We start from the raw sequence: 21372 nt of genomic DNA, 5'->3' as shown, positions 1-21372 counted from the left end.
TACATCCTTCGGTGTAGCGGGGGTTCGTGCCCGCTCATGACGTTTCGGGCGCGGTGCGCCGGGACGCTGGAGGCATGACCGAGACCTTGGGCGCGCCCGCGCCCACCACAGCCGTGTCCGCGAAGCGCCTCGCGCTGCTCGACGTCCTGCGCGGGGTCGCGATCCTCGGGACGCTGATGACGAACGTCTGGGTGTTCACCGGGCCCGGCGCCGAGTGGGGCGTCCTCCAGGGCACCCTGGGCGACCTGTCGTTCGGGTCGGTCCCGGACGCCGCCGAGAGCGTGTTCCGGCTGCTGGCGGACGGCAAGTTCCTGTCGATGCTGACGATCCTGTTCGGCGCGGGGCTGGCGATCCAGTACGCCTCGGCGGCCCGGCGCGGGCAGCCGTGGCCCGGCCGCTACCGGTGGCGGGCGCTGTTCCTGTTCGCGGAGGGGACCGTGCACTTCGTGCTGGTCTTCGCCTGGGACGTCCTCATGGGGTACGCGGTCACGGCCCTGCTCGTCGCGACGCTGCTGACGCGCTCCGAGCGGGCGCGGCGGCGGGTGATGTGGTGGGCGGCCGGGACGCACCTGGCGCTGATGGGGCTGCTGACGGCGGCACTGGCCGCCGACTCCTCGCCGGGCGGGAAGGTCTCGCCGGAGGTCGTCGACCTGTACGCGCACGGCGGCTGGGCGGACCTGATCGCCTTCCGGCTGGAGAACGCGATCGCCCTGCGCATGGAGCCCGTCCTGACGTTCTTCCTGCTCCTGTTCCTGTTCCTGCTGGGCGTACGGCTGTTCCGGGCGGGCGCCTTCGGGGCGGACGCGGCGGCGCGGCGCGTGCGGTCGCGGATGCTGCTGTGGGGCCTGGGGCTGGGCGTCCCGCTGAACGTGGCGGTGGCGCTGGCCGGACCGGACTTCTTCCTGCTGGGGCGGTACGGGGCGGCGCCCCTGATGGCGGTCGGGTACATGGGGCTGATCGGTGCCGTCGTGGACCGCGTCCGGCGCCCGGGCCCGCTGACGAACGGGCTCACCGCCGTGGGGCGCACGGCGCTGTCGGGGTACGTGCTCCAGAACGTGATCTGCGTGGTCGTCGCGTACGGCGCCGGCCTGGGCCTGGCGTCCCGGCTCGACGGGTCCTGGCATCCGTGGTGGGTGATGGGGCTGTGGGCGGCGGTGTCGGTGGTGCTGCTGGTGGGCTCCAGCCTGTGGCTGCGCCGCTTCTCGGCCGGCCCGCTGGAGTCCGTGCAGAAGTGGGCCCTGCGGCGCTGACCGGCGCCGTCCCCCGGGCGCCGTCCTGCGGGTGCGTGCCGTACCGGATGCGCGCCGTCCCCCGGGTGCCGTCCTGCGGGTGCCGGGCGGGCGGGGGCGCCGCACGATGGGTGCCATGACGAACGCCCCGGGCCCTCCCGGCGGGCCGGCCGGGTGGGGGCCGCCCCCGCCGCCGCCCCGGCGCGGCTCGCGCACCTGCCTGGTGGTCGCGCTGGTCGTCGCCGGTCTGGTGGCCGCCGTCGTGGCCCTGGTGATCGTCCTCGTCGTCGTCGCCGCCGACCAGGTCGACGACCCCGGCCCGGACGGCCCGGACACCGACGTCGCCGTCGCCACCTGCGAGGTGGACCCCACCACCCGGCTGCCGCACGCCGGCCTGACGGTGACCAACCGCAGCAGCGAGGCGAGCGACTACGTCATCAGCGTCGAGTTCGTCACCGCCTCCGGCACCCGGGTGGCCGAGGCGAACGCCGCCGTCGACAACCTGGCCCCCGGTCAGGTCGCCAACCAGCGCGCGCAGAGCCTCACCAAGGTCGGCGTACCGGTGAACTGCAACGTCACCGACGTGACCCGGCTCGCGTCCTGAAACCCCGCCCTACGACTCCCCGGACCGTTCGCCGAGGACGCGTACCGCGTCGACGATCAGGTCCCAGAACGCCGGGGCGTCGACGGCGGTGCCGACCCGGGCGTTGGCGGGACGGCCGGTGACCCCGTCGAGGTCGACGACCGTGGCACCGCGCGTGTGGGTGCCGGTCAGTTCGACGGCCACCGGCGCGCGGACCGTGGTGATCAGGTCCGGGTCGACGAGGTGGGCGACCGTCAGCGGGTCGTGCATCGGCGGGGCGGCGAGCCCGAAGACCTCGCGGTAGGTGGTGCCGAAGTACGTCAGCAGCTCGACGCACAGCCGCGCCAGGGGCGTCCCGAGCGCCTCCAGCCGGGTGAGGACACCGGGCGCGGCCGGGACCTGGTGGCTGACGTTCAGCCCGATCATCGTGACGTCCAGCCCGCTGGAGAACACGATGTCGGCGGCCTCCGGGTCGGCGGCGATGTTGAACTCGGCGGCCGGGGTGCGGTTGCCGCGCCCGGTGGAGCCGCCCATCAGCACGATCCGGTCCACCCGTTCGGCGGCCAGGCCCGGATGGGCGAGCAGGAACGCGGCGATGTTGCTCAGCGGGCCGGTCGGGACGAGCGTCACCGGGCCGGGGTGGGCGAGCAGCGTCTCGCGCAGCAGCGTGATCGCGTCGCGCGGGTCGAGCGGCACCGTCGGCTCTCCGAACCCGGGGCCGTCGAGGCCGGACTCGCCGTGGATGTTCCGGGCGACGATCCCGGCCCCGTGCAGCGGGCCCGCCAGCCCGGCGGCGACCGGCACGCCCCGGATCCCGGCGGCCGTGCACACCCGGCGGGCGTTCAGGGAGGTCTTCTCGACGGTCGCGTTGCCGGCGACGGTGGTGATCGCGAGCAGCTCGACGGAGGGGTGGGCGGCGGCCAGCAGGATGGTGAAGGCGTCGTCGTGCCCGGGGTCGCAGTCCAGGATCACGGGGATGGGGGTCATGGGGCAGTCCTGCCCCGCGTCGCCCTGCCCCGAATCACCGTTCGGTGCGGCGGCGCACCAGCCACAGCGTGGCCGCCGCCAGGCAGGCCGAGCCGACGAACGTCAGCGGGAGGAAGAGGCGGGGGCCATCGTCACCGGTGTCCGGCAGGGTGGCGACGGACACGGCGGCGGTCGGCGGGACGGCGGACGGGCCTGCGGCGGGCGGCGCGGCGGCGGGGGGCTTCGCGGTACCCGCCGGGGCCGGCGGGGCCGCCGCGCGGACCGGGGGCGCGGCGGGCGGGGGCAGCAGGGAGCCCACCGGGCGGGCGTGCGGCGCGGCCGCGAACCCCCAGTCGAGCAGGTCGCGCGCCTCCTCGTACACGGCGTACGCGCCGCCCCCGCGGGGGTCCATCACCGAGACGACCAGCGTGCGCGGACCCTTGCGGGCGGCGGCGATCAGGGTGTGGCCCGCGTTGGTGGTGTAGCCGTTCTTGATGCCGAGGATCCCCGGGTAGCGCTTCACGCCGTCGGCGCCGGTCAGCAGCCGGTTGGTGTTGCGGATGTCGAACGACCAGCCCCTGGCGGGGAACTTGGCGTACGCGGTGGCGGCGTAGCGCGCGAAGTCCGGGTCGCGCAGCCCCGCACGGCCGAAGACCGCCAGGTCGTACGCGGACGAGACCTGCCCGGGCGCGTCGTACCCGTCGGGGGACACCACCCGGGTGTCGTACGCCCCCAGTGCCCGGGCCGTGGCCTGCATCCTGGCGACGGTGGCCGGGATGCCGCCGCGCAGGCCCGCGAGGACCCGGACGGCGTCGTTGCCGGAGCTGAGGAAGACACCGCGCCACAGGTCGGCCACCCGGTAGGTGACCTCCTCGCGCACGCCCACCAGGCTGCTGCCGTCCCCGATGCCCCGCAGCTCGTGCTCGCTGACCGTGTGCTGCCGGTCGGCCGGCAGGCCGGACAGCGACGCCAGGGCGAACAGCGCCTTCAGGGTGGAGGCGGGCGGCAGGCGCCGGTGGGCGTCGTGCGCGGCGAGGACGTCCCCGGTCGCGGCGTCGGCGACCAGCCACGAGCGGGCGGACAGCCGGGGCGGCGCCTTCACACCGGGCGGCAGGTGCACCTGCGTACCGCCCCGGTGCAGGAGCGCGGGGTCGACGCGCACGGCCGCGGGCGGCGGCACCGGCTCGACGGGGCGCGGGGCGGCGGGGCCGGCCGGCGCGGACGGGAGCAGCAGGGCCGCGGCCACGAGCGAACTGACGATCATTCAGCCACGGTAAGAAGGGGCCGGACCGCCCGCAGCGCGGTGTGCCGCCGACCGGAGTACCCCGCGCCGCCCGGTCGCCCGCATTACTCGCCCGTCCCGGGGCACCTGCAAGGGGGCTTGACGTCACCCATCCCTCTGGAGGAACGACATGAACACGGTCCTGCGCGACAAGGTCTTCATGCGGCTTCTCTCGCCGGACGGTCACGAGCTTCCCGTCCTGTCCCACCTCACCTACGACCCGCGCGACCCCTACGCGGTCACGGTCGGCTTCACCCACGGCGGCTTCGTGTACGCCGAGTGGCGCCTGGACCGCGACATGCTGCGGGACGGCATGGCGCACCCGGTCGGCGAGGGGGACGTGACGATGTGGCCGGTGCTCAACGGCACCCGGGAGGAACTGCGCATAGAGCTGCTGAACACGGCCGTGTTCACGGTCTGGGCGCCGTCGCTGTGGCGCTTCCTCCGCAAGACCTACGAGGAGGTCCCGGCGGGCCGCGAACGCGTCGAGGACCTGGACGCGTTCCTCGAGGAGCTGCTGGCCGCGGGCTGACCCCGGGATCGGCGACGATGCCGCTACGTCAGCAGCGCCGCCGCCGTCGCCGCGCCCAGCGACGCGCCCGCCACCGTCTGCGCGACGGTGTGGTAACGCAGGGCCACCCGGGACCAGCACACGGCGACGGTCATCGCGTACGCCGTCAGCCACCAGGGGGAGTGGACCACCGAGAGCAGGGCGACGACCGCCGACGCGACGGCGGAGTCCACCGAGATCTTCCACACCGTGTTGACGGCCAGCAGCCCGACCGTCATCACCCACAGCGCCAGCATCGCCATCAGGATCCCCGCCGGGGCGTGCCCCAGGACCATCACCGCCGAACCCGTGCCGATCGAGCCGAGGATGACGAAGAAGATCGGCGCCCGTTTCGTGCGGTCCACCACGTGCCGGTCGCCCCACGTGCCGCGGCCGCGCTCCCACTCGATGTACGCGGCCGGGACGATCCCCGCGCACAGCGCGCCGAGCAGCCCCCACGGCAGCCCCGACCAGTGCCCGGCCGCCGCCCAGCCGATGGCGAGCATCCCGACCAGCAGGACGTTGCGCGGCTGGAAGACGTCGGTGACGGCCCGCGCGGTGGCTTCGGTACGTGCGGCGGGCGCGGCGGCGCCGGTGGGTGCGGCGGTCGCTACCGGCTCTGTCCGGGGCCCGGTCATGCGGTGCTCTCCAGGGACACCAGGAGGCCGCGCGCCCGGTCGCCGTCGGCCTTGCGGTACGCGTCCGCCACCCGCACCAGCCACGCCACCTCGTCGTCCTGGTCGGTGGCGTGCTTCTGCTCGACGGCCGCGGCCTTGCCGGCGGGCGCGCCGTCCGCCTTGGCGGCCAGCGCCGCCTTGATCCAGTACGCGTCGGCGAGCGGCCCCGGCCCGCCCGCCAGGGACGTGGCGGCGCCGACGAGGCCGTCGGGGACGTAGTGCCGCAGTTTCTCGACCGCGTCGGCGATGTCCGCGGCCCAGCGGTCGACCCGCAGGTCGGCGGGGGTGTCGAACCGGGTCAGCTCCCGTGCGAGCGGGGCCGGCGGCTCGAAGGGCTGGTCGGGGAAGGCCGTCATCAGCGCGTGCCACAGCGGGTGCAGCCGCACCTGGGCCCGCCACAGCTTCACCCGCCGCCAGCCCTTGCTGAACGCGGGGATGGACGCGCCCACCGCGAAGAGCGCGAACAGCACCACCTGCGCCAGTTCGGTGGCCTTGTCGAAGGTCTGGGCGAAGGAGCGGCTGGGGTGGTGCAGCACGCTGGCCCACAGGAACAGGGTCCGGCTGACGGTGTAGGCGACGCCGATGAACATCGCGGCGGTCATCATGCCGAGCCCGGCCCGCAGGTGCCGCAGCCGCGCGTTGCCGGTCGCCAGCGCCCACTGGTAGGCGCAGACGGCGGACGCGGCGCCCAGGTACAGGTAGAACACGCTCATGTAGAGCGTGGCCCCCCACTGCCCGGCGTGGTCGGAGACGAACCGGTCGGAGGGCACCGACCGGTCGACGACCGTGAAGAACAGCACGGTCAGCAGCACCAGCGTCGCGACGGACGCCTTCGCCGCCACCTGCTGCACCAACCGCGCGAACCGCACGTGCCGCGGCACCGTGCCGTCCGCCGGGTAGTGGCCGTAGATGGCGACGATGTAGCTGAGGATGGCGAGGATCGCGATCGTCGACGTGTAGTGCTTGATGAGGACGGCGAGGTCGACGACGGGGCTGTTGTTGAGCCCGGTGCGCACGGCCTCCGTCTTCGTCCACAGGGCGGCGGCGAACCCCGCGTAACACCCCCACAGCGCCCGTCGGCGCCGGTCCTCCTCGTCGCCCCACAGGGCGGCCGGCATGCGCCACAGGGCGACGGCGGTCATCAGGCCGGCTATGAGGTAGCCGGCGGCGTCGAGCGCGCTCAAGGAGGTCCTCGGTCCTAGCGGTTGCGGCGGAACAGCCCGCGACGCCGGTGGGCGACGGGCCGCGACAGGGAGTTGGCGAGTCGCCCCACCATGTCATCACTGGTCACGTCCCGCGCCATCCGGGGTATGAGCGAGGCGCCGAATTCGGCCACCCGCTCGTCGTGCGTGTCGTACTGCGCGCGCGCCTGCACGGTGGCGTCCGGCCCGAGCATCCGCGAGATCAGTGAGGTGTCGAACACCGGGAGCAGGCGCCGCAGTTGGGCCGCGTCCAGGGACGTGCCGTGGTCGAACCACTCGTGGCACAGCTCGTGCAGGATGACGTGCTGCGTCTGGTACGCGGTGGGGCGCCGGCGGTACAGGACGAAGCTGGTCGTGCCGGAGGTGAGGCGCAGCCCGCAGGCGGCGTTGACGCGCGCCAGGCGGTCGGGCAGTTCGCGCAGCACGATCGTGCGGCCCCGGGCGGCCTCCATGTTGGCGACCAGGCCCTCGATGGTGAAAGGGGCCGGGATGGGCAGGTCGGCGAGTCCGGCTTCGCACTCTTTCCGCAGCTCGCGCATGGACATGGACGCCTCTTGCCCTCGGGATGCCCCGAGTTTACCGGTCCTCCGGCGACCGTCCCCGGCTCGCGTCCCGGTCCGGACCCTTGTGCTTGGTCTCCTCCAGCAGCGACAGGGCGAACTCCAGCAACTCGGCCGGGAGCCCCTCCTCGTCGTTGCCGCGCGCGGCGACCCCGCTGATGTCGCCGGTGCGCCGCTTCGCGAGGAACTGCAGGCCGGCGACGACGTCGTCGACGACGTCCGACTCGTCCTTGAAGAAGCGCCAGTCGACGCCGAAGCCCAGGCCCAGCGCCTTGAGGATGTCCTCGGAGGGGTGAGTGACCTTCCCGGCGAGGATGTTGGAGAAGTAGCTGTGGGAGAGGGACCCGCCGCGCTGCTTCACCAGATCGGCGAAGACCCGGCCCGAGATCTTCTGGCCCGGGAACGTCTTCTCGACCATGTACTCGACCTTCTGCTGCAACGTCCGCAGTTCGGGCGCGCGCCGGTCCGGCGGATGCTGCTCGCCGGTGCGCTCTTCGCCGTTGTCCATCGGGGTCCCCACGTTGCGCGGTGTCTGGGTTCGGTCAGCGGGCTCGTACTGTAATCCACCCAGAACGTTGACGTCTTTGCATCAGCGACAAAGTGGGTGATCCTCTCCGGCGCCACAATCGGACTTGCGCAACCACTCTACGTCACTGTTAACTCGAAAAAACACGGGCAGGGGGCCGCGAGGGGAGTCCCTTGCCCGTGGAATGCCCGCACGGCAGGTGACCGGACAGAGGTGTAGCCCATCGCGACGGGGGATGCACGATGGGCTACGTTCGCATTATGACACCTCGTCACGTGACGTGGGCCGAGGTGGAGCCGACTTTCGGCGGTCGTCCTGAATCGTTCGCCCCGACTCGTTTCGGCGAGCGGATGGACGAATCGCTCGCTAGCGTGTCAAACCGGACAGCTTTTTCTGGTGGCACCGAGCGGAACAGGGACGGAATCATGGCCGTACAACCCGAAGGCATGCCGTGCTGGGCGGACGCGATGTTCGGCGACCTCGACGGCGCGAAGCGCTTCTACGGCGAGGTACTGGGCTGGACGTTCGGCGAGTCGGCGACCGAGTTCGGCAACTACACGGAAGCGTCCCACGACGGCAAGGCCGTGGCCGCCATCGTGCCGCCCATGCCCGGGGCCGAGGGACAGTCCGCCTGGTGCCTCTACCTCGCCTCGCCCGACGCCGCGGCCACCGCGCAGAAGATCCGCGACAACGGCGGCGAGATCCTCATGGAGCCGATGCGGGTCGCCGACTTCGGCACCATGGTGCTGGCCCGCGACCCCGGCGGCGTCGTCTTCGGCGTCTGGCAGGCGGGCACCCACGAGGGCTTCCAGTCCATGGGCGCGACCGGCGCCTACTGCTGGGCGGAGGTCTACACCCGGGAGCCGCAGAAGTCCGACGACTTCTTCCCCGCGGTGTTCCCCTACCGCACGCAGACCATGCACCACCCCGACATGGACTTCCGCGTCTACAACCTCGGCGACCAGCCGGCGCTGGGCCGCCTGGAGATGGACGAGTCGTTCCCCGCGGAGATCCCGCCCCACATCAACGTCTACTTCGCCGTTCCCGACTGCGACGCCGCCGTCGCCAAGGCCACCGACCTCGGCGGCGTCCTCCGCTTCGGCCCCATGAGCAGCCCCTTCGGCCGCTTCGCCGTCCTGACCGACCCGGCGGGCGCGGTCTTCTCGGTCATCGACCTCACCACCACGGAAGGCGACATGCCGACGATGACCGACGCCTGACACCCAGCGCGGCCTCCGACCCGGGGCGGGGTCGTGCCCCTCCCATCCACGCCCCGCACCCGGCATCCGGCCGGGGTGGGGCCGCGCAGGGTCGCCCCCGCAGGGGCTGGCGGCTTCGGCGGGGTTCCCTGACGCGTGACCCAGGGCCGCCGGCCCCGAGGAGGTGAGCCCGGAGGGGCCACGCCCCACCCCACCGTGCGTATCCGCACCGCCCACCGGGCGAACCGGGAACAGGCACCCCGCCGGTCCGTTGTGCCCACCCTCCCCCAAGCTCTCGGCTTCGCTCGAGCAGGGGGGACCCCCATCGCCCTGCGGAACGACTGCCCACAACGGGGGCGCGGCGCCCTGGCGGTCAGTCGCCGCTCAGGGTGTCGCCGATCTCCACCTGGGGCGTCTCCGCCGAGGTGGAGTCGGGTGAGAACAGCGCCATGCCGATCAGCACCGCCGCGAAGAACGCCACGCTGCCCGCGATCAGGCTCGCCACCCGCGGACGCCGGCTGACGAACTGGCGGGCGCCGCCCGTGCGCGTCGCGGGCACGGCGCGGCGGCTCCGGCGCGGGGCGTCCGGGAGCATGTACGTGGGCGCAGTCGCCGGCAGCGGCGCAGGGACGGGGGCGGGGGCCGGGACGGGCGCCGGCGCGGGGGCGGGGAGCGACTGCGTACGCCCCTGCCAGGCGCCCGAGGCGAACCAGTCGGCGACCTCCTGCGCCGAGGGCCGCTCCTCCGGCTGCTTCGCGAGCATCCCCAGCAGGTAGTTCTCGAACGCGGGCGGCACGTCCACCCCGAGCCGCAGCGGCGGCACCGGCGGGGTGTCGATGTGCTGGTAGAGGATCGCCGTCGCGGTGTCGGCGTGGAACGGCGGCCGCCCGGTGAGCAGTTGGTACAGCACGCACCCGAGCGAGTACACGTCCGACCCCGGCCCGGCCGGCTGCCCCAGCGCCCGCTCCGGCGCCAGGTACAGGCTGGTGCCGACGATCTGCCCGGCCTGGGTCAGCGCCGCGGCCGGGTCGTCCACGAACCGCGCGATGCCGAAGTCGCCGAGCTTCACCGTCCCGTCCGCGTCCGACATCAGGTTCCCGGGCTTGATGTCCCGGTGCACGATGCCCTGCCGGTGCGCCGACGCCAGCCCCGCCGCGGTCTGCGCGGCGACGGCCGCCACCCGGGCCGCCGGGAGCGAGCCGGCCGCGGCCAGCTCCTGGGCCAGGCTGCGCCCCTCGACCAGCTCCATGACCAGGTAGAAACGGCCCTCCCAGGCCCCGAAGTCGAAGACGGCCACCACGTGCGGGTGGCTCAGCCGGGCGGCGGTCTGCCCCTCCAGCCGGAACCGGGCCGCCGTCTGGGAGTCCGAGTCGTCCCCCAGGAGCAGCTTCATGGCCACCGGCCGGCCCAGCACCTCGTCCGTGGCGCGCCAGACCTCGCCCATCGCGCCGCGGCCGATGGGCGACTCCAACCGGTACCGATCCGCCACCAGCACCCTGTGCACCTGCCTGATTCCGATCGACCACCACCCGGACCGGCCAACTGCGCCGTACGGTCCAGGTGATGGGAGAGTCCGCGACGCGCTCAGGGTACCTACCGCCGGCCGCTCCCACCGCGCCACCGTCGATCTTGCCCTTGGAGCCCCTCGTGTCCCAGCGGAAGTCCTTCCTGTACGTCGTCGTCTGCGCCGCCGGGGTCGCCGGTGACGTCGGCACCCTCATCACCGCCGCGCAGGACCGGGGTTGGGACGTGGGGGTGGTGGCGACGCCGCACGCGATGGGGTTCATCGACGCGGCCGCCGTCGAGGCGCGGACCGGGTACCCGATCCGTTCCGCCTGGCGCCGCCCGGGCGACCCCCGGCCGCTGCCCGACCCGGACGCCATCGCCGTCGCCCCCGCCACGTTCAACACCCTCAACAAGTGGGCCGCTGGGATGTCCGACACCCTCGCGCTGGGCATCCTGTGCGAGGCGTACGGCACGGGCGTCCCCACCGCCGCCCTGCCGTGCCTCAGCACCGCGCAGGCCGCGCACCCCGCGTACCGGCGCAGCCTGGACGCGCTGCGGGAGATGGGCGTCCGCATCGGCACCGGGGAACGGGACCAGACGGTGTCCGGCGGGTTCCGGTGGGAGGAGGCACTCGATCTGCTCGACATCGGTTCGGTGCACGGGAGTTGAGACGTACGGTGGCCGGGGAGGTGCGGATGCGGGCACTCGTGGTGGGGGTCGAGTCCTACGAGGCGGGGTCGGCCTGGGACCTGGACGGACCGGTGCACGACGCGCTGGGATACGTGCGGTGGCTGCGCGACCTGGGTGTGGACGCGGGTGCGGTGACGCTGCTGCTGTCACCGCTCGACCGCAACCGGGCGCTCGCCGACGCCGCCGGCGTGCCCTACCGGCCGGCCGACCGGGACACCGTCCACCGGGTGCTGGCGCGGGAGCTGGCCGACGAGCGCAGCGACTGGCTCCTCGTCGCCTGGTCCGGGCACGGGCTGGTCGACGCCGACCGCAACCGGCGCCTGCTGTTCGCCGACGCGGTCCAGCGCGACCTGCGCTGCCTGGACGTCGAGGCCGCTCTCGCCCTCTACCGCTCGGACGGCGCCCCCGGCCACCCGCGCCAGCTGTGGCTCCTCGACGCGTGCCAGACGTACGCCGACACCGCGGCCGGCGCCCTCCGGCCGGACCCGATGCCCCGCGCCGTACCCCGGCAACGGGCCGACCAGTACGCCCTGTTCGCGTGCGGGCCGGGCGGGACGGCCCGCAACGGCATGAGGTCCGGCCGGTTCAGCGCCGAGGCGCTGCGCCTGCTGCGCGAGCACCCGGACTGGCGTACGTCGCCCCGGCCGCTCGCCGAGGCGCTGCGCCGCGCGTTCGGCGACACCACGTCGCTCTGGTTCGAGGGCGACGGCGAGGCGGCGCGCACTCGGGGCGGCAGCGCCGGGGTGCCACGGCCGCGGCGGAAACTGGAACTGGCCGACAAGCGGCGCCTGCACGACGCGCTCGACGCGGTGGAGGTGATGCGCCGCCCCGAGTCGCGCGGCCAGGTCATCGGTCTGCTCCCCGGTCCGATGGCGGGCAGCGTCCCGAGGCGGGGCGAGACGCGGCTGGAGATCCTGGGGCTCATCGACACCTGTGTGACCTTCGGCGACGGACTGACCCGGCTGTGGGAGGCGGTGTCCCTGGTGGACCCGGGGACCGCCGCGCTCGACGACCTCCTGGAGGTGCTCCGGGACTATCCGGAATGGTTCACCGAGCCGTAGGAGAACGGTGGTTGAGGCTCCGCGATTCGGCCACGGCCGCTCCGGCGGGCCGCAGGCTGTCCGGTAGCGGATGTTTCCAGAGGTGGGTGCTTAGGACATCATGTAAGGGCGGCGGATCGAACACCGCTCGGACACCGGGGGAGGTCTACGGCAGTGGAAAAGCCGGAAACCGCCATCACGTCGGACCTGCCCGACCTCACGGGCACCTCCTTGGAGGAGTTGCGTTCCCGGCCCGACGAGAGCAGAGCGGTTGCCAAGGCCCGGCTGCTGGCGGACGCGGGACGCGCGGCCGGGAGCATGTCACCCGGCGGGGAAAACAGCTGGACCGCCTGATGCGGTGGCGGGGCCGCGGCACCGAGGGACGGTATGCGTCCTGACCCACCGCAGGCAGCGGAGTCGCGGCATTCCCTGAGACCACACCAGTTCCGTGAACTCGCCGCCGGCGAGGGCGGCCCCGAGACGCTCACGGTCCTCGCCCGGGCCGAGTACAGCCACCGCCTGCTGCTGTGCGACCTCCTGATGGACACCCTCGCACCGCTCCCCGGGGTGACCGGCCCGCTCCCCGCCGCCGAGCGGGCGTGGGACCTCCTCGCCGCCGCCCAGCGCCACCGCCCCGAGGCCGTCGAGGACCTGCTCCTGCTCCCCGAGACGGGACTGTGGCTCAACCGCCTGCTCGCCAGGCTGCGCACCCCGGCGAGGGCCGAGACACCGCTGTGGGCGGACGCCGGACACCTCCACGCCCTGGCGGCGGCCGCCGCCGTCCGTTCGGGGCTCACCTTCTCGTTCCCCGTCCCCGCCCACCACGGGGCGGTCCGGCTGCCCGCCCTGGGCCTGGCGCGGCTCCCGGTGGCCCGCCGGGACGGCGCCGCGTGGGACACGGCCGTGGTCAGGGCGTCCGGGGGCAGGGTGAGCGTCGTCGGCCGGTGCGGCCGCACCGCCCTGCCCGTACGCCCTGACCGGCCCGCGCCCGGCTGGGCGCCCGTGCGCCGGGTGGCCCTCACCCCCGGCGGCCCGCACCGGATCGTCGTGGACGACGTGGGCGCCCACCGGATAGCGCCCCTGCCGTACGGGGCCGCCCGCCGGCTCGCCCCGCCCGCGTACGAGGACTGGAGCCGGCTGCTGCGCGAGGCGTACGCCCTGCTGGTGGATGTCGACCCGCCGACCGCCGACGCCGCCCGCGTACTGCTGCGCTCGCTCCAGCCCCTCCCGCCCCACGAGCCGTTCCGGGTCCGCAGCGTCACGAGCGGGCACGGCGTGGGCGGCATGGCCTCCTCCCTGCCCGACTCGGCCGCCCAGTGCGCGGCGACCCTGGTCCACGAACTCCAGCACAGCAAGCTCAGCGCCCTGCTGCACCTGCGCCCGCTGTACGAGCCGGGCCGGACCCGCGCGCTGTACTACGCGCCCTGGCGCGACGACCCCCGGCCGCTGGGCGGCATGCTCCAGGGGGCGTACGCGTTCACCGCCGTGGCCCGGTTCTGGCAGGCGTACGCCGCCCGGTACCCGCGGGCGGCCGACACCGCCGTCGCCCGGTTCGACGGCGCGCTGTGGGCGACGCAACTGGCGTACGCCGTACCGGGACCGGCCGCCGACCCGGCGCTCGACGCCACGGGCCGCAGCGCGTTACAGGACCTGCTCGGTGCGGTTCGCCGTCTGGGCGCCGGTACCGGCGACCGCCCCGAGGAGCGGCTCGCGCACCGGATGGCCCGCGACCACCGGGCCACCTGGCGGCTCGCCCACGTCCGCCCGCACCCGCGGGACGTCGCCGCCCTCGCCGCCGCCTGGAGCGCGGGCCGCACCCGGCCGCCGGTGCTCCCCGCGCGCCGGTGGCCGCCGAGGGACGCCGGCCACCGGCACCTGGACGCCCGCGCCATGCTCGTCCGGATCGGGCTCGCCCGGCCCGCGGCCCTCGACGAGCTCCGCGACCGCCCCGGCGACACCGTGCCGGGCGTGACCGGCGCGAGCCGGGGCGACCTGCTGTGGGCCTGCGGCGACCCGGACGGCGCCCGGCGGCTCCACCTCCGCGACCTGCGGTACCCGGCGCGGCGGCCCGGCGCGTGGACGGGCCTCGCCCTGGCGCTGGCGGACACCGGCGAGGCCCCCGAGGCGGTCGCGGCCCTGACGGCGGTGCCGGAGCTGGTCGCCGCCGTCCACCGGGCCGTCACCGAACACGAGGGCCGGCCGCCGGATCCGGTGGACCTGGCCCGGTGGCTGGGCCGGGCCTGAGCCCTCAGATGGGCATCGGGTCGATGTCGCAGTTGGCCCGCCGCCAGGCGAGCATGTCCGCGCACGCCGGGTGGTTCTCGCCCAGGGTCTCCCGGATGCCGTCGATCGCGGCCCGGTGCAGCTCCTCCGCCTCGCCCGTGCGCCCGAGGGCCCGCAGGTCGGTGGCGGTGTTGCCGCGCAGGACGAGCACCGTCGGGTGCCGCTCGCCCAGCGCCTCGGCCAGCGCCGGCAGCGACCGCTGGTCCAGTTCGAGCGCACCGGCCGCGTCGCCCTGCGCGAACAGGTCGTTCGCGAGGTTGACCGCGCAGATCAGCGTGTGCGGGTGGGCTTCGCCGAGCTTCTCCCGGAAGCGGGCGAGGGCCGACTCGTTGAGCTTGCGGGCCTGGTCCGCCCGGTCGAGCAGCCGCATCGTGATCGCCGCGTTCGCGTCCGCCGCCGCCGTGTGCGGATGGTCCTGGCCGAAGATCTCGGCGTACAGCGCCCTCGTGCGCTCCCCCAGCTTCAGCGCCTCGTCCAGCGCCCGGTTCTGGCGCAGGTCGATGGAGAGGTTCAGCGACGCCTGAAGGGCGTCCGGGCTCCGCTCGCCGTACCGCTCGACGAGCGCATTGCGCGCGTTGCGGGTGTTGGCCTCGGCCGCCGCGTGGTGCCCCGCCTTGCGCTGGGCGACCCCGAGCCGGGCGATCGCCTTCAGCGTGTTGGGGTGCATGTCGCCGAAGGTGTCGCGGTGGATGTCGATCGCTTCCTCGTACGCCCTCTCCGTCGCCGCGTACTCGCCCAGCTCCTGCTTGTCCAGATGGAGGGACGCCTCGGAGCCGAGGGTGGTGGGGGCGTCGGCGCCGAACAGCTGCACCTTGGTGCGCCAGCTCGCCCGGTCCAGCTCCAGCGCCCGCGCGTACAGGCCGTTGACGCGCAGGGTGACGCCCAGGTTGTGGGCGTGCAGCAGGGTCTCGGGGTCCTCGTCGCCGTACGCGCGGACGGCCCGTTCGTAGATCTCCTCGTCGAACTCCAGCGCACCCCGGAAGTCGCCGCGCGCCCGCCGGTCACCGGATACCTGGCCCTTGACGCGCAGGTACTCCTCCTCCAGATCGGGCCCGGCGCCCTCCAGCGTGGCGAGCATGCGCTCGCCCAGCTCGGCCGCCTCCTGGTAGCGGCCGTCGCGCCACAGCACGAACCGCAGGTGCCGGCCGAGGACCAGGGTCTGCTGGTCGTCCTCGCCGAAGAGGCGGCACCACTCGCGGTAGGTCTCCTGGGCGAATTCCAGGGCGGCTTTGTGGTCGCCCCAGTAGAAGAGGTACTCCGCCGTCATGTACACCATCTGGCGTACGTTGCGGTGCGGCGAGAGGGCCGCCTTCGACGCGATCACATGCGGGTAGAGCTCGCCGAACCGCTGCCAGTTGTGCGGAGCGCGCGGGTCGCTGGGGGCGTTCGCGGCGAGCAGCAGGTGCGCGCCGTGACGGAACCTCCGGCGCTGCTCCTCGGTCATGCGCGCCTCGAGCACGGCCTGGACGAGGCGGTGCATCTGGATCGAGTTGGTGCGGTGGTCGATCTTGGCCAGCGAGTACCGGCTGATCTCCCGGATGGCGCGGCTGAGCCGGATCGGGTCGGTGAAGATCCGGTCCAGCTCGGGCGCGATCGGTTCGGACACCGCGTTGGAGAAGAACTGCCGGTTCACCGGCTCCGGGGCGAAATAGGTGCACAGTTCCAGGAGTTGGATGGCGCCGGCGTTCTTGCCCTCCACGTGGTCGAGCGACACGTTCCACGCGGTGGCGACGGTCTTCTCGTACTGGGTGGGCGGCGACACCGCCATCAGCTCGGCGCTCTTCTCCTCGAACACGCGCCGGTATTCGGCCGGAGGCATTCCCGTCTCGGCGCGCCAGGCGGACGCCTGCTCCACCGCCAGCGGCAGGTCGCCGAGGATTTCCGCGAGCATGTCCGCGTCCTCGTCGGACAGGTCGGGATTGCGCCGCCGGAGCAGCTGGATGCTCTCTTCCCGTTCGAACACATCGACTTCCAGCGGATGGGCCAAGGTGTTCCACTGAGGGTTGCGCGATGTCACGATGACGGAGCCTACCGGCCCGCCCTCGGGAGTGCTCGGGAAGTATTCCTGCACGGCCGCCGGGCTTTCGGCGTTGTCGAACACCAGTAGCCAGCTGTTGTACGGATTTCCGGTCCGCAGGGCCTCCAGAACGGCGGGCACGGCGGTAATGGCCTCGGAGCTCACCGGGAGGTGGAGGCGCCGGGCCAGTTCCACGAACGCCTGCTGAATTTGCGTGGTCCGTTCGGCGGGGATCCACCAGACGACCTGGTATTCGGACGCGTGCCGGTACACGTATTCCAGGGCGAGCTGGGATTTCCCGACACCGCCCATTCCGTGGAGGGCGTGCGGGAGGACGGCCGTGGGGCCCTCGCGCAGCCCGTTCTCCAGGGCGACGAGCAGTTCCTCCCGGCCCGTGAACACGGCGTTGCGGGGCGGCATGTTCCCCCACACGGTCGGCATGGAGGGTCGTCCACCCCCTCCGGCCGGAGGCTGCTGGGCCGAAGTCTGTGCCGGGGCGGGGACCGTGCTCACGTGGGGGCCTCCAGACGGGGGAAATGGGTCGTCGCTGTCGTCGGGGAGTGTCTCATCGGCGGGCCCCGGTGAAACGCCGGTCCGGCCGTGCGGAGGTGTGGTTCCGATGTGTTCGCCGAGCTTTCGGGCGCGGCGCAGATGGGAACCGGAAATCGCCTGGAGCGCCGCGTGCTCCGCCTGCCGGAAACGAAGGTTCTCACCGGTCGCCTCCACTGCTTCCAGGCTTTCCTCGGACAGGGCGGAGGACGGGGAACGGGCGGCGTTCTCCAGATAGTCGAGGAGTTCACGGGCGGCCTCGTTGTGCGGGGCGAGGAATTCCGCCGCCTTTTTCAGGGCGCTTTCGGTGGCGGACCTGCTCCCGGCGGCGAGGAGTTCCTCCCGTACGCCGTCCACGAAGAGGTACGAATTCCCGTCGCAGCCCGGCAGCGGTTCCACCAGGGGGCTGATGACGAGTTCCGCCAGATGGGCGTCCGTGGCGCGCGGCATGGTCTGGCGCCGCACCTCGCGCATGGTGTCCAGGTCGAGCTGGACGGCGGCCAGCCGGGTCGCCAGGTCGAACGCGTCCAGGGAGGCGCGGTTGCGGAAGCGGGCCACCAGTTCGGCCGCCGTGGGCCGCCGCGACGGGGGTGGTGCGGCGGGCGGCGGGCGCCGTGTGCCGGTGAGGATCGCCGGCAGGTCCGCCCAGCGGGGCGAGGTCCCGGCGACGAACCGGGCCCACGGGCCGAGCCATTCGGGGCTCAGCTCCAGGACCGGTACCGGGACGACGCGGCCGGGCGCGTCGGGCAGCAGTGACGCGGCGAGCGGCTCGGCGGGCGTCCACCGCACCTGCCGGCCGGCCGCCCCCCGGCCGTGCGCGCGCAGCCGGACCCGTACCGGGAACAGGCCGGTGCCGGCCCACAGCCGCTGCGGCAGCATCTGCACCACGGCGACCGGCTGGAACCTGCCCCACAGGGCGGCCAGGCGCTGGGCGGCGCCGGACCGCCAGGCGGGCGCGGCCCCGTCGGTCAGGAGGAAGACGATGCGCCGGCCGGCCGGGTCGACCAGGCCGCGCGGCGGGCGGGGCCGGCCGGCCGGTCCGCGGCCGTGCAGCACGGCCCGCCCGGCGTGGGCGGTGTCGAGGGTGAGCACGTCCACGTCGCGCAGGCCGCCGTACGTCCGGAGGGCGGAGCGGAACCGCTCGACGGCGGGCCGCCAGAGCGCCATGTGCGGGGCGCTGTCGACGACCAGGACCGCGCTCCACCGCCGTTCCGGCGCGGGGAGGAGCACGGGCGGCAGGTGCGGGGCGAGCGCGATCCGCTCGGCGGTGGCCTGTTCGTCAAGGGTGTGGGCGTGCGCCGAGTCGAGGTGGGTGCGCAGGGGGCGCAGCGCCCGGCCCAGCTCGCGCGGCCCCGGTGGGCGGCCGGGCCCGTGGGGGAGGAGCGCGGGGGCGGGCCGGCCGGCGTGCGGGGGCGGGGTGCGCGGGGTGCCGGAGGCGCCGGGCGCGGGCGCGTCGGGCGCGGCCGGGTCCGGTGCGGGGTCGTGCGGTACGGGATCGTGCGGCGCGGGGTCGTCCGGTCCGGGGCCGGGCGCGGGGGAGCCGGGCGGGGCGTCCGGTCCGGGGCCGGGATCCGGTGGGTCGTCGCCGGCAGGGGTCTCCCGGGCGGGGGGTGCGGGCTCGTGCCCCTCGGCGCCGGGGCCGGGCGGCGGCTCGGGGGCGTCGGTCTTCTCCTCCTCCGCCCCCTCCTGCCCGCCCGCCAGCCAGGGGTGGTTGGCGGCCAGCCACACGGCGTCGGCGACCTCCCGCGCGTACAGGCCGGTGACGGGCAGCCCGCTGTCACCCGGCAGGTCTGCCGGGCCGTCCCGTCGGTGCCGCCCTTCGGCGCCACGGGCCGCCGAGGTATCGCCGGTCACGCCGTATCCGCCCCTTCACCACCCAGAGGGTGCCAAATGGCGGCGAGGACCGCTTGCCACTCACCGGCGTCGCCGCCGTCCTGCCGGTACAGGCCGGAGGTCGCCAAATGGGCGGCATTCAGCAACTGGTCGGCGGCGAGTCCGCCCACCCGGCCGCTGCGCCGGAGGAAATCCTGGATCAGCGCTTCCTGCGCCGGTCCGAGACGGTCGCCGAAATGCCCCGCGACCAGTTCGCCCAGGGTGTCGGCGTCCGGGTCGGGAATGTCGAGCCGGAGGCAGCGGCGCATAAACGCCTCCGGGAACTCCCGTTCACCGTTGGAGGTCATGACGACGACTGGGAAGGCGTGCGCCCGGACCACGCCGTCCTCGATGACGGCGGTGCCCCCGGGATCAGCCGTATGGACGGTCGCCGACGGTTCGGCCTGCTTCACCCGGACGAGTGGCGGCACCTCGAACCAGGCGTCCTCGAAGAGGGTGAGCAGGTCGTTCGGGAGGTCCGCGTCGCACTTGTCGATCTCGTCGATCAGGACGACGCGCGGCAGCCGGTACGGCAGCAGCCCGGTGCCCAGCGGGCCCAGCTGCACGTAGTTGCCGATCCCCGGCCGCTCGTCGTCCGTCCCCTCCCTGGCCGCCTGGGCGCGCCCGATGGCGTCGTACTCGTACAGCCCCGAGGTGAGGGTGGTGCGGCTGGTCACCGGCCAGTGCAGCACCCGGCCCAGCCGCAGTTCCCGCGCGATCCGGTACGCCAGGCCCGACTTGCCGACCCCGGGCCGCCCGCTGACCAGCAGCGGCCTGCGCAGCAGCAGGGCGGCGTTGACCAGCCGCACCTCCTCCGGGCGCGGGGTGCGCGGCCGGCCGGGCGGGCCGAGGCGCCGGTCGGCCTCGTCGTCCGCCGGCGGCGGCGGCATGACCGCCGGGGCGCGGAAGTCGCGCCAGGGCGGCCCCTCGGGCCAGACCCGGTCCTCGTACGGTGTGTCCGGTAACAGCTCCCCGGTGCCCCGGTAGAGCGGCCCGCCGTTGTGCGCCGCGTTCACTCGGTCCCCCCTACAAAGGTGGCGGGAGCGCTCTGCCCGCCCTCGAGAAGAAGCTCGGGGTCGTCCCAGATCATGCTCATGGACCGGATCGCCTCGACGTCCCGGTCGGTCACGGCGCTCGCCCCGCCGGAGACGGTGGTGGTGGCACGGACGGCGACGTCGGACTTCCACTGTTGCGCACGCTCGGGGAGCCCTGCCAGTCCCTCATTGGCCAAGGTCTCTCTGATCATGCTGCGGAACACCTCCGACGCCGGGTCGTCGCGGTGATACACCACTATGGGTACCCCGAGGTCGAGCGCCAGACTCATCTCCCTCAAGCCCAGCTCGGTGTCCCGGTGGGGCGGTCTGCTGAGCACCATGCCGACCACGTCGTCGTCCCGTCCGATCTTGGCGTCCAGCAGGGCGAGGTGCTCGGTGTCGGTCAGCGCCTCCGGGTCGCACTCGTGCACCAGGCCGGGGCCCTCGCCGGTCCGCCAGTGCGCCCAGCGGGCCCGCCAGGCGTTGTGGAAGGCGGGGCGCTGCACCCGCTCCAGGCTGTGCAGCAGGATCTCCCGGTAGCGGCTGAGCAGGGAGTTGGGGAAGCCGAGGGCCGGGTCGCGGTCCCACCACTCCACGGGTTCGTTGAGGAGCTCCACCGGGAGGAACAGCTCCAGGGCGGCGTTCTCGGCGCGGGAGTGGCGTAGCTGAGTCATGTGGTGAAGCAACTCTGCCACAGACACGGGCAGTTGGGCGCGAGTCACGGACTCCCGGGGCTCGGTGTGGGGGTCGCGGTGGAGGGCCTTGGAGTCGGTGTACTTCACACAGGCGGAGACGTGGTACCGCTGGGTGCGCACGGCGCGGCGCCGGCCGACGCCGCCCTGCGGGGTGCGGTCGGGCTCGACCTTGACGTAGATCCTGATCAGCGGCCTGACCGGGGCGGGTGAGGGCGCGGGCCGGGCGGTGCGGGGGCCGTCGGGGGCGTCCTCGGCGGGCGGGGCGCCGGTGAGGGCGGTGCGCAGCGCCATCAGGGGTCCGGTCAGGTGCCAGTGGCGGGCGAAGTGGTCGTTCCACGCCCGTAACTCGCCCACGCCCGCCGCGACTTCCGGACATCGGGCCGCCGTGTGCTCCAGGAACGCCATGGCCGGCGGGAGGGCGCCGGGGCGGCTGTTGCGGTCGGCCAGGTGGACGAACGCCGCCCACGGGGTGGCGCAGTGCTCCGGCAGCGGTACGAGGCCGTCGGTGGCGCGGTCGACGAGGCCGCCCAGCTCGGGCACCGGGACCTCCAGCGCGCGGCGCAGCGGCGCCCAGTCGGGGCCGGGGAAGGCGAGACGGGCCTTCCACTCGGCCAGCAGCGGGAACAGGGCCGGTTCCAGGGCGGGGGTCACCAGGCAGGTGGCCGCCACCAGGCCGTCCATGCCGCCGTCGATGGCCGCGCAGTTGTTGACGACGCTGAGGAACTCCTGGCGCGGCACGCTGAAGCTGACGGCCGTCAGGCCGGGGACGTGCTGGTGCACCATCTGGCGCCACAGGTCCCGGCTGCCGTCGTTGATCAGCCGGACGGCCGGATCCTCCAGCGCGTCGACGAAGGCGCGCAGGATCCGCAGCTGTACGGCGTCGAATCCTCCCGTGGCGGCCACGCGCGTTCC

The 21372-nt window shown here is 74.1% G+C and carries 18 protein-coding genes; 8 read left to right on the top strand and 10 right to left on the bottom strand.

From position 1 onward, the window contains the following. Window positions 1-74: 74 nt before the first annotated feature. Together EIZ62_RS15435 and EIZ62_RS15430 are read left to right on the top strand one after the other, a co-directional pair. A complete protein-coding gene (locus EIZ62_RS15435; protein WP_156693249.1) occupies window positions 75-1250 on the top strand; it encodes a DUF418 domain-containing protein in 1176 nt (391 codons plus the stop codon). A gap of 115 nt (window positions 1251-1365) precedes the next feature. Further along, window positions 1366-1833, top strand: coding sequence for a hypothetical protein (locus EIZ62_RS15430; RefSeq protein WP_156693248.1), 468 nt, complete (start codon window positions 1366-1368; stop codon window positions 1831-1833). A gap of 9 nt (window positions 1834-1842) precedes the next feature. Here the strand turns inward: EIZ62_RS15430 and EIZ62_RS15425 are convergent, their stop codons facing one another. Both EIZ62_RS15425 and EIZ62_RS15420 read right to left on the bottom strand, forming a co-directional pair. Continuing rightward, the gene (locus EIZ62_RS15425; RefSeq protein WP_156693247.1) at window positions 1843-2799 is read right to left on the bottom strand and encodes a nucleoside hydrolase; all 957 of its coding nucleotides are present in this window, start codon (window positions 2797-2799) and stop codon (window positions 1843-1845) included. A gap of 34 nt (window positions 2800-2833) precedes the next feature. Then, a complete protein-coding gene (locus EIZ62_RS15420; protein WP_156693246.1) occupies window positions 2834-4042 on the bottom strand; it encodes a D-alanyl-D-alanine carboxypeptidase family protein in 1209 nt (402 codons plus the stop codon). Between the two features lie 148 nt (window positions 4043-4190). Between EIZ62_RS15420 and EIZ62_RS15415 the strand changes: the two genes are divergently transcribed. Beyond that, window positions 4191-4592 carry an SsgA family sporulation/cell division regulator gene (locus tag EIZ62_RS15415; protein ID WP_156693245.1) on the top strand — a complete coding sequence of 134 codons (402 nt, stop codon included), beginning with the start codon at window positions 4191-4193 and terminating at the stop codon, window positions 4590-4592. Window positions 4593-4615: 23 nt separating this feature from the next. Here EIZ62_RS15415 and EIZ62_RS15410 read toward each other — a convergent pair whose 3' ends face one another. The 4 genes from EIZ62_RS15410 to EIZ62_RS15395 are packed head-to-tail and all read right to left on the bottom strand — an operon-like array spanning window position 4616 to window position 7557. After that, window positions 4616-5248: a hypothetical protein gene (locus tag EIZ62_RS15410; RefSeq protein ID WP_156693244.1), complete on the bottom strand. Its 633-nt coding sequence runs from the start codon at window positions 5246-5248 to the stop codon at window positions 4616-4618. Then, window positions 5245-6471, bottom strand: coding sequence for an MAB_1171c family putative transporter (locus EIZ62_RS15405; protein WP_156693243.1), 1227 nt, complete (start codon window positions 6469-6471; stop codon window positions 5245-5247). The genes EIZ62_RS15410 and EIZ62_RS15405 overlap by 4 nt, the downstream gene beginning before the upstream one ends. Window positions 6472-6485: 14 nt before the next feature. Further along, the gene (locus EIZ62_RS15400) at window positions 6486-7034 is read right to left on the bottom strand and encodes a toxin (RefSeq protein ID WP_156693242.1); all 549 of its coding nucleotides are present in this window, start codon (window positions 7032-7034) and stop codon (window positions 6486-6488) included. 31 nt (window positions 7035-7065) lie between these two features. Beyond that, on the bottom strand, window positions 7066-7557 hold the full coding sequence (locus EIZ62_RS15395) for a hypothetical protein (RefSeq protein ID WP_156693241.1): 492 nt from the start codon (window positions 7555-7557) through the stop codon (window positions 7066-7068). A gap of 443 nt (window positions 7558-8000) precedes the next feature. Between EIZ62_RS15395 and EIZ62_RS15390 the strand changes: the two genes are divergently transcribed. Then, complete coding sequence (locus tag EIZ62_RS15390) at window positions 8001-8795, top strand: VOC family protein (protein ID WP_156693240.1); 795 nt, start codon at window positions 8001-8003, stop codon at window positions 8793-8795. Between the two features lie 352 nt (window positions 8796-9147). Here the strand turns inward: EIZ62_RS15390 and EIZ62_RS15385 are convergent, their stop codons facing one another. Further along, window positions 9148-10269, bottom strand: coding sequence for a serine/threonine-protein kinase (locus EIZ62_RS15385; protein ID WP_208827927.1), 1122 nt, complete (start codon window positions 10267-10269; stop codon window positions 9148-9150). Between the two features lie 152 nt (window positions 10270-10421). Here EIZ62_RS15385 and EIZ62_RS15380 point away from each other — a divergent pair, with 152 nt between their 5' ends. The 4 genes from EIZ62_RS15380 (at window position 10422) to EIZ62_RS15365 (ending at window position 14254) form a co-directional block, all read left to right on the top strand. After that, a complete protein-coding gene (locus EIZ62_RS15380) occupies window positions 10422-10949 on the top strand; it encodes a flavoprotein (protein WP_244375717.1) in 528 nt (175 codons plus the stop codon). Between the two features lie 26 nt (window positions 10950-10975). Further along, on the top strand, window positions 10976-12031 hold the full coding sequence (locus tag EIZ62_RS15375) for an effector-associated domain 2-containing protein (protein ID WP_156693238.1): 1056 nt from the start codon (window positions 10976-10978) through the stop codon (window positions 12029-12031). Between the two features lie 153 nt (window positions 12032-12184). Next, on the top strand, window positions 12185-12364 hold the full coding sequence (locus EIZ62_RS15370; RefSeq protein WP_156693237.1) for a hypothetical protein: 180 nt from the start codon (window positions 12185-12187) through the stop codon (window positions 12362-12364). A 33-nt stretch (window positions 12365-12397) separates the two neighbouring features. Then, on the top strand, window positions 12398-14254 hold the full coding sequence (locus EIZ62_RS15365; protein ID WP_156693236.1) for an HEXXH motif domain-containing protein: 1857 nt from the start codon (window positions 12398-12400) through the stop codon (window positions 14252-14254). Between the two features lie 4 nt (window positions 14255-14258). Here the strand turns inward: EIZ62_RS15365 and fxsT are convergent, their stop codons facing one another. The 3 genes from fxsT to EIZ62_RS15350 are packed head-to-tail and all read right to left on the bottom strand — an operon-like array spanning window position 14259 to window position 21363. Continuing rightward, window positions 14259-18713 (bottom strand): FxSxx-COOH system tetratricopeptide repeat protein, encoded by a 4455-nt coding sequence (gene fxsT, locus EIZ62_RS15360; protein WP_244375714.1) that lies wholly within the window; start codon window positions 18711-18713, stop codon window positions 14259-14261. Next, window positions 18710-19747, bottom strand: a complete 1038-nt coding sequence (locus tag EIZ62_RS15355) for an AAA family ATPase (RefSeq protein ID WP_156693235.1) — start codon at window positions 19745-19747, stop codon at window positions 18710-18712. Before EIZ62_RS15355 ends, fxsT begins: the two co-directional genes overlap by 4 nt. Continuing rightward, window positions 19744-21363: a VMAP-C domain-containing protein gene (locus EIZ62_RS15350; RefSeq protein WP_156693234.1), complete on the bottom strand. Its 1620-nt coding sequence runs from the start codon at window positions 21361-21363 to the stop codon at window positions 19744-19746. Before EIZ62_RS15350 ends, EIZ62_RS15355 begins: the two co-directional genes overlap by 4 nt. Between the last annotated feature and the right edge of the window lie 9 nt (window positions 21364-21372).

This window comes from Streptomyces ficellus, from assembly GCF_009739905.1.
GTDB classification, from domain to species: domain Bacteria; phylum Actinomycetota; class Actinomycetes; order Streptomycetales; family Streptomycetaceae; genus Streptomyces; species Streptomyces ficellus_A.
The sequence above is the reverse complement of the archived record's forward strand: the minus strand, read 5'-3'. Positions and strand labels throughout refer to the sequence as shown.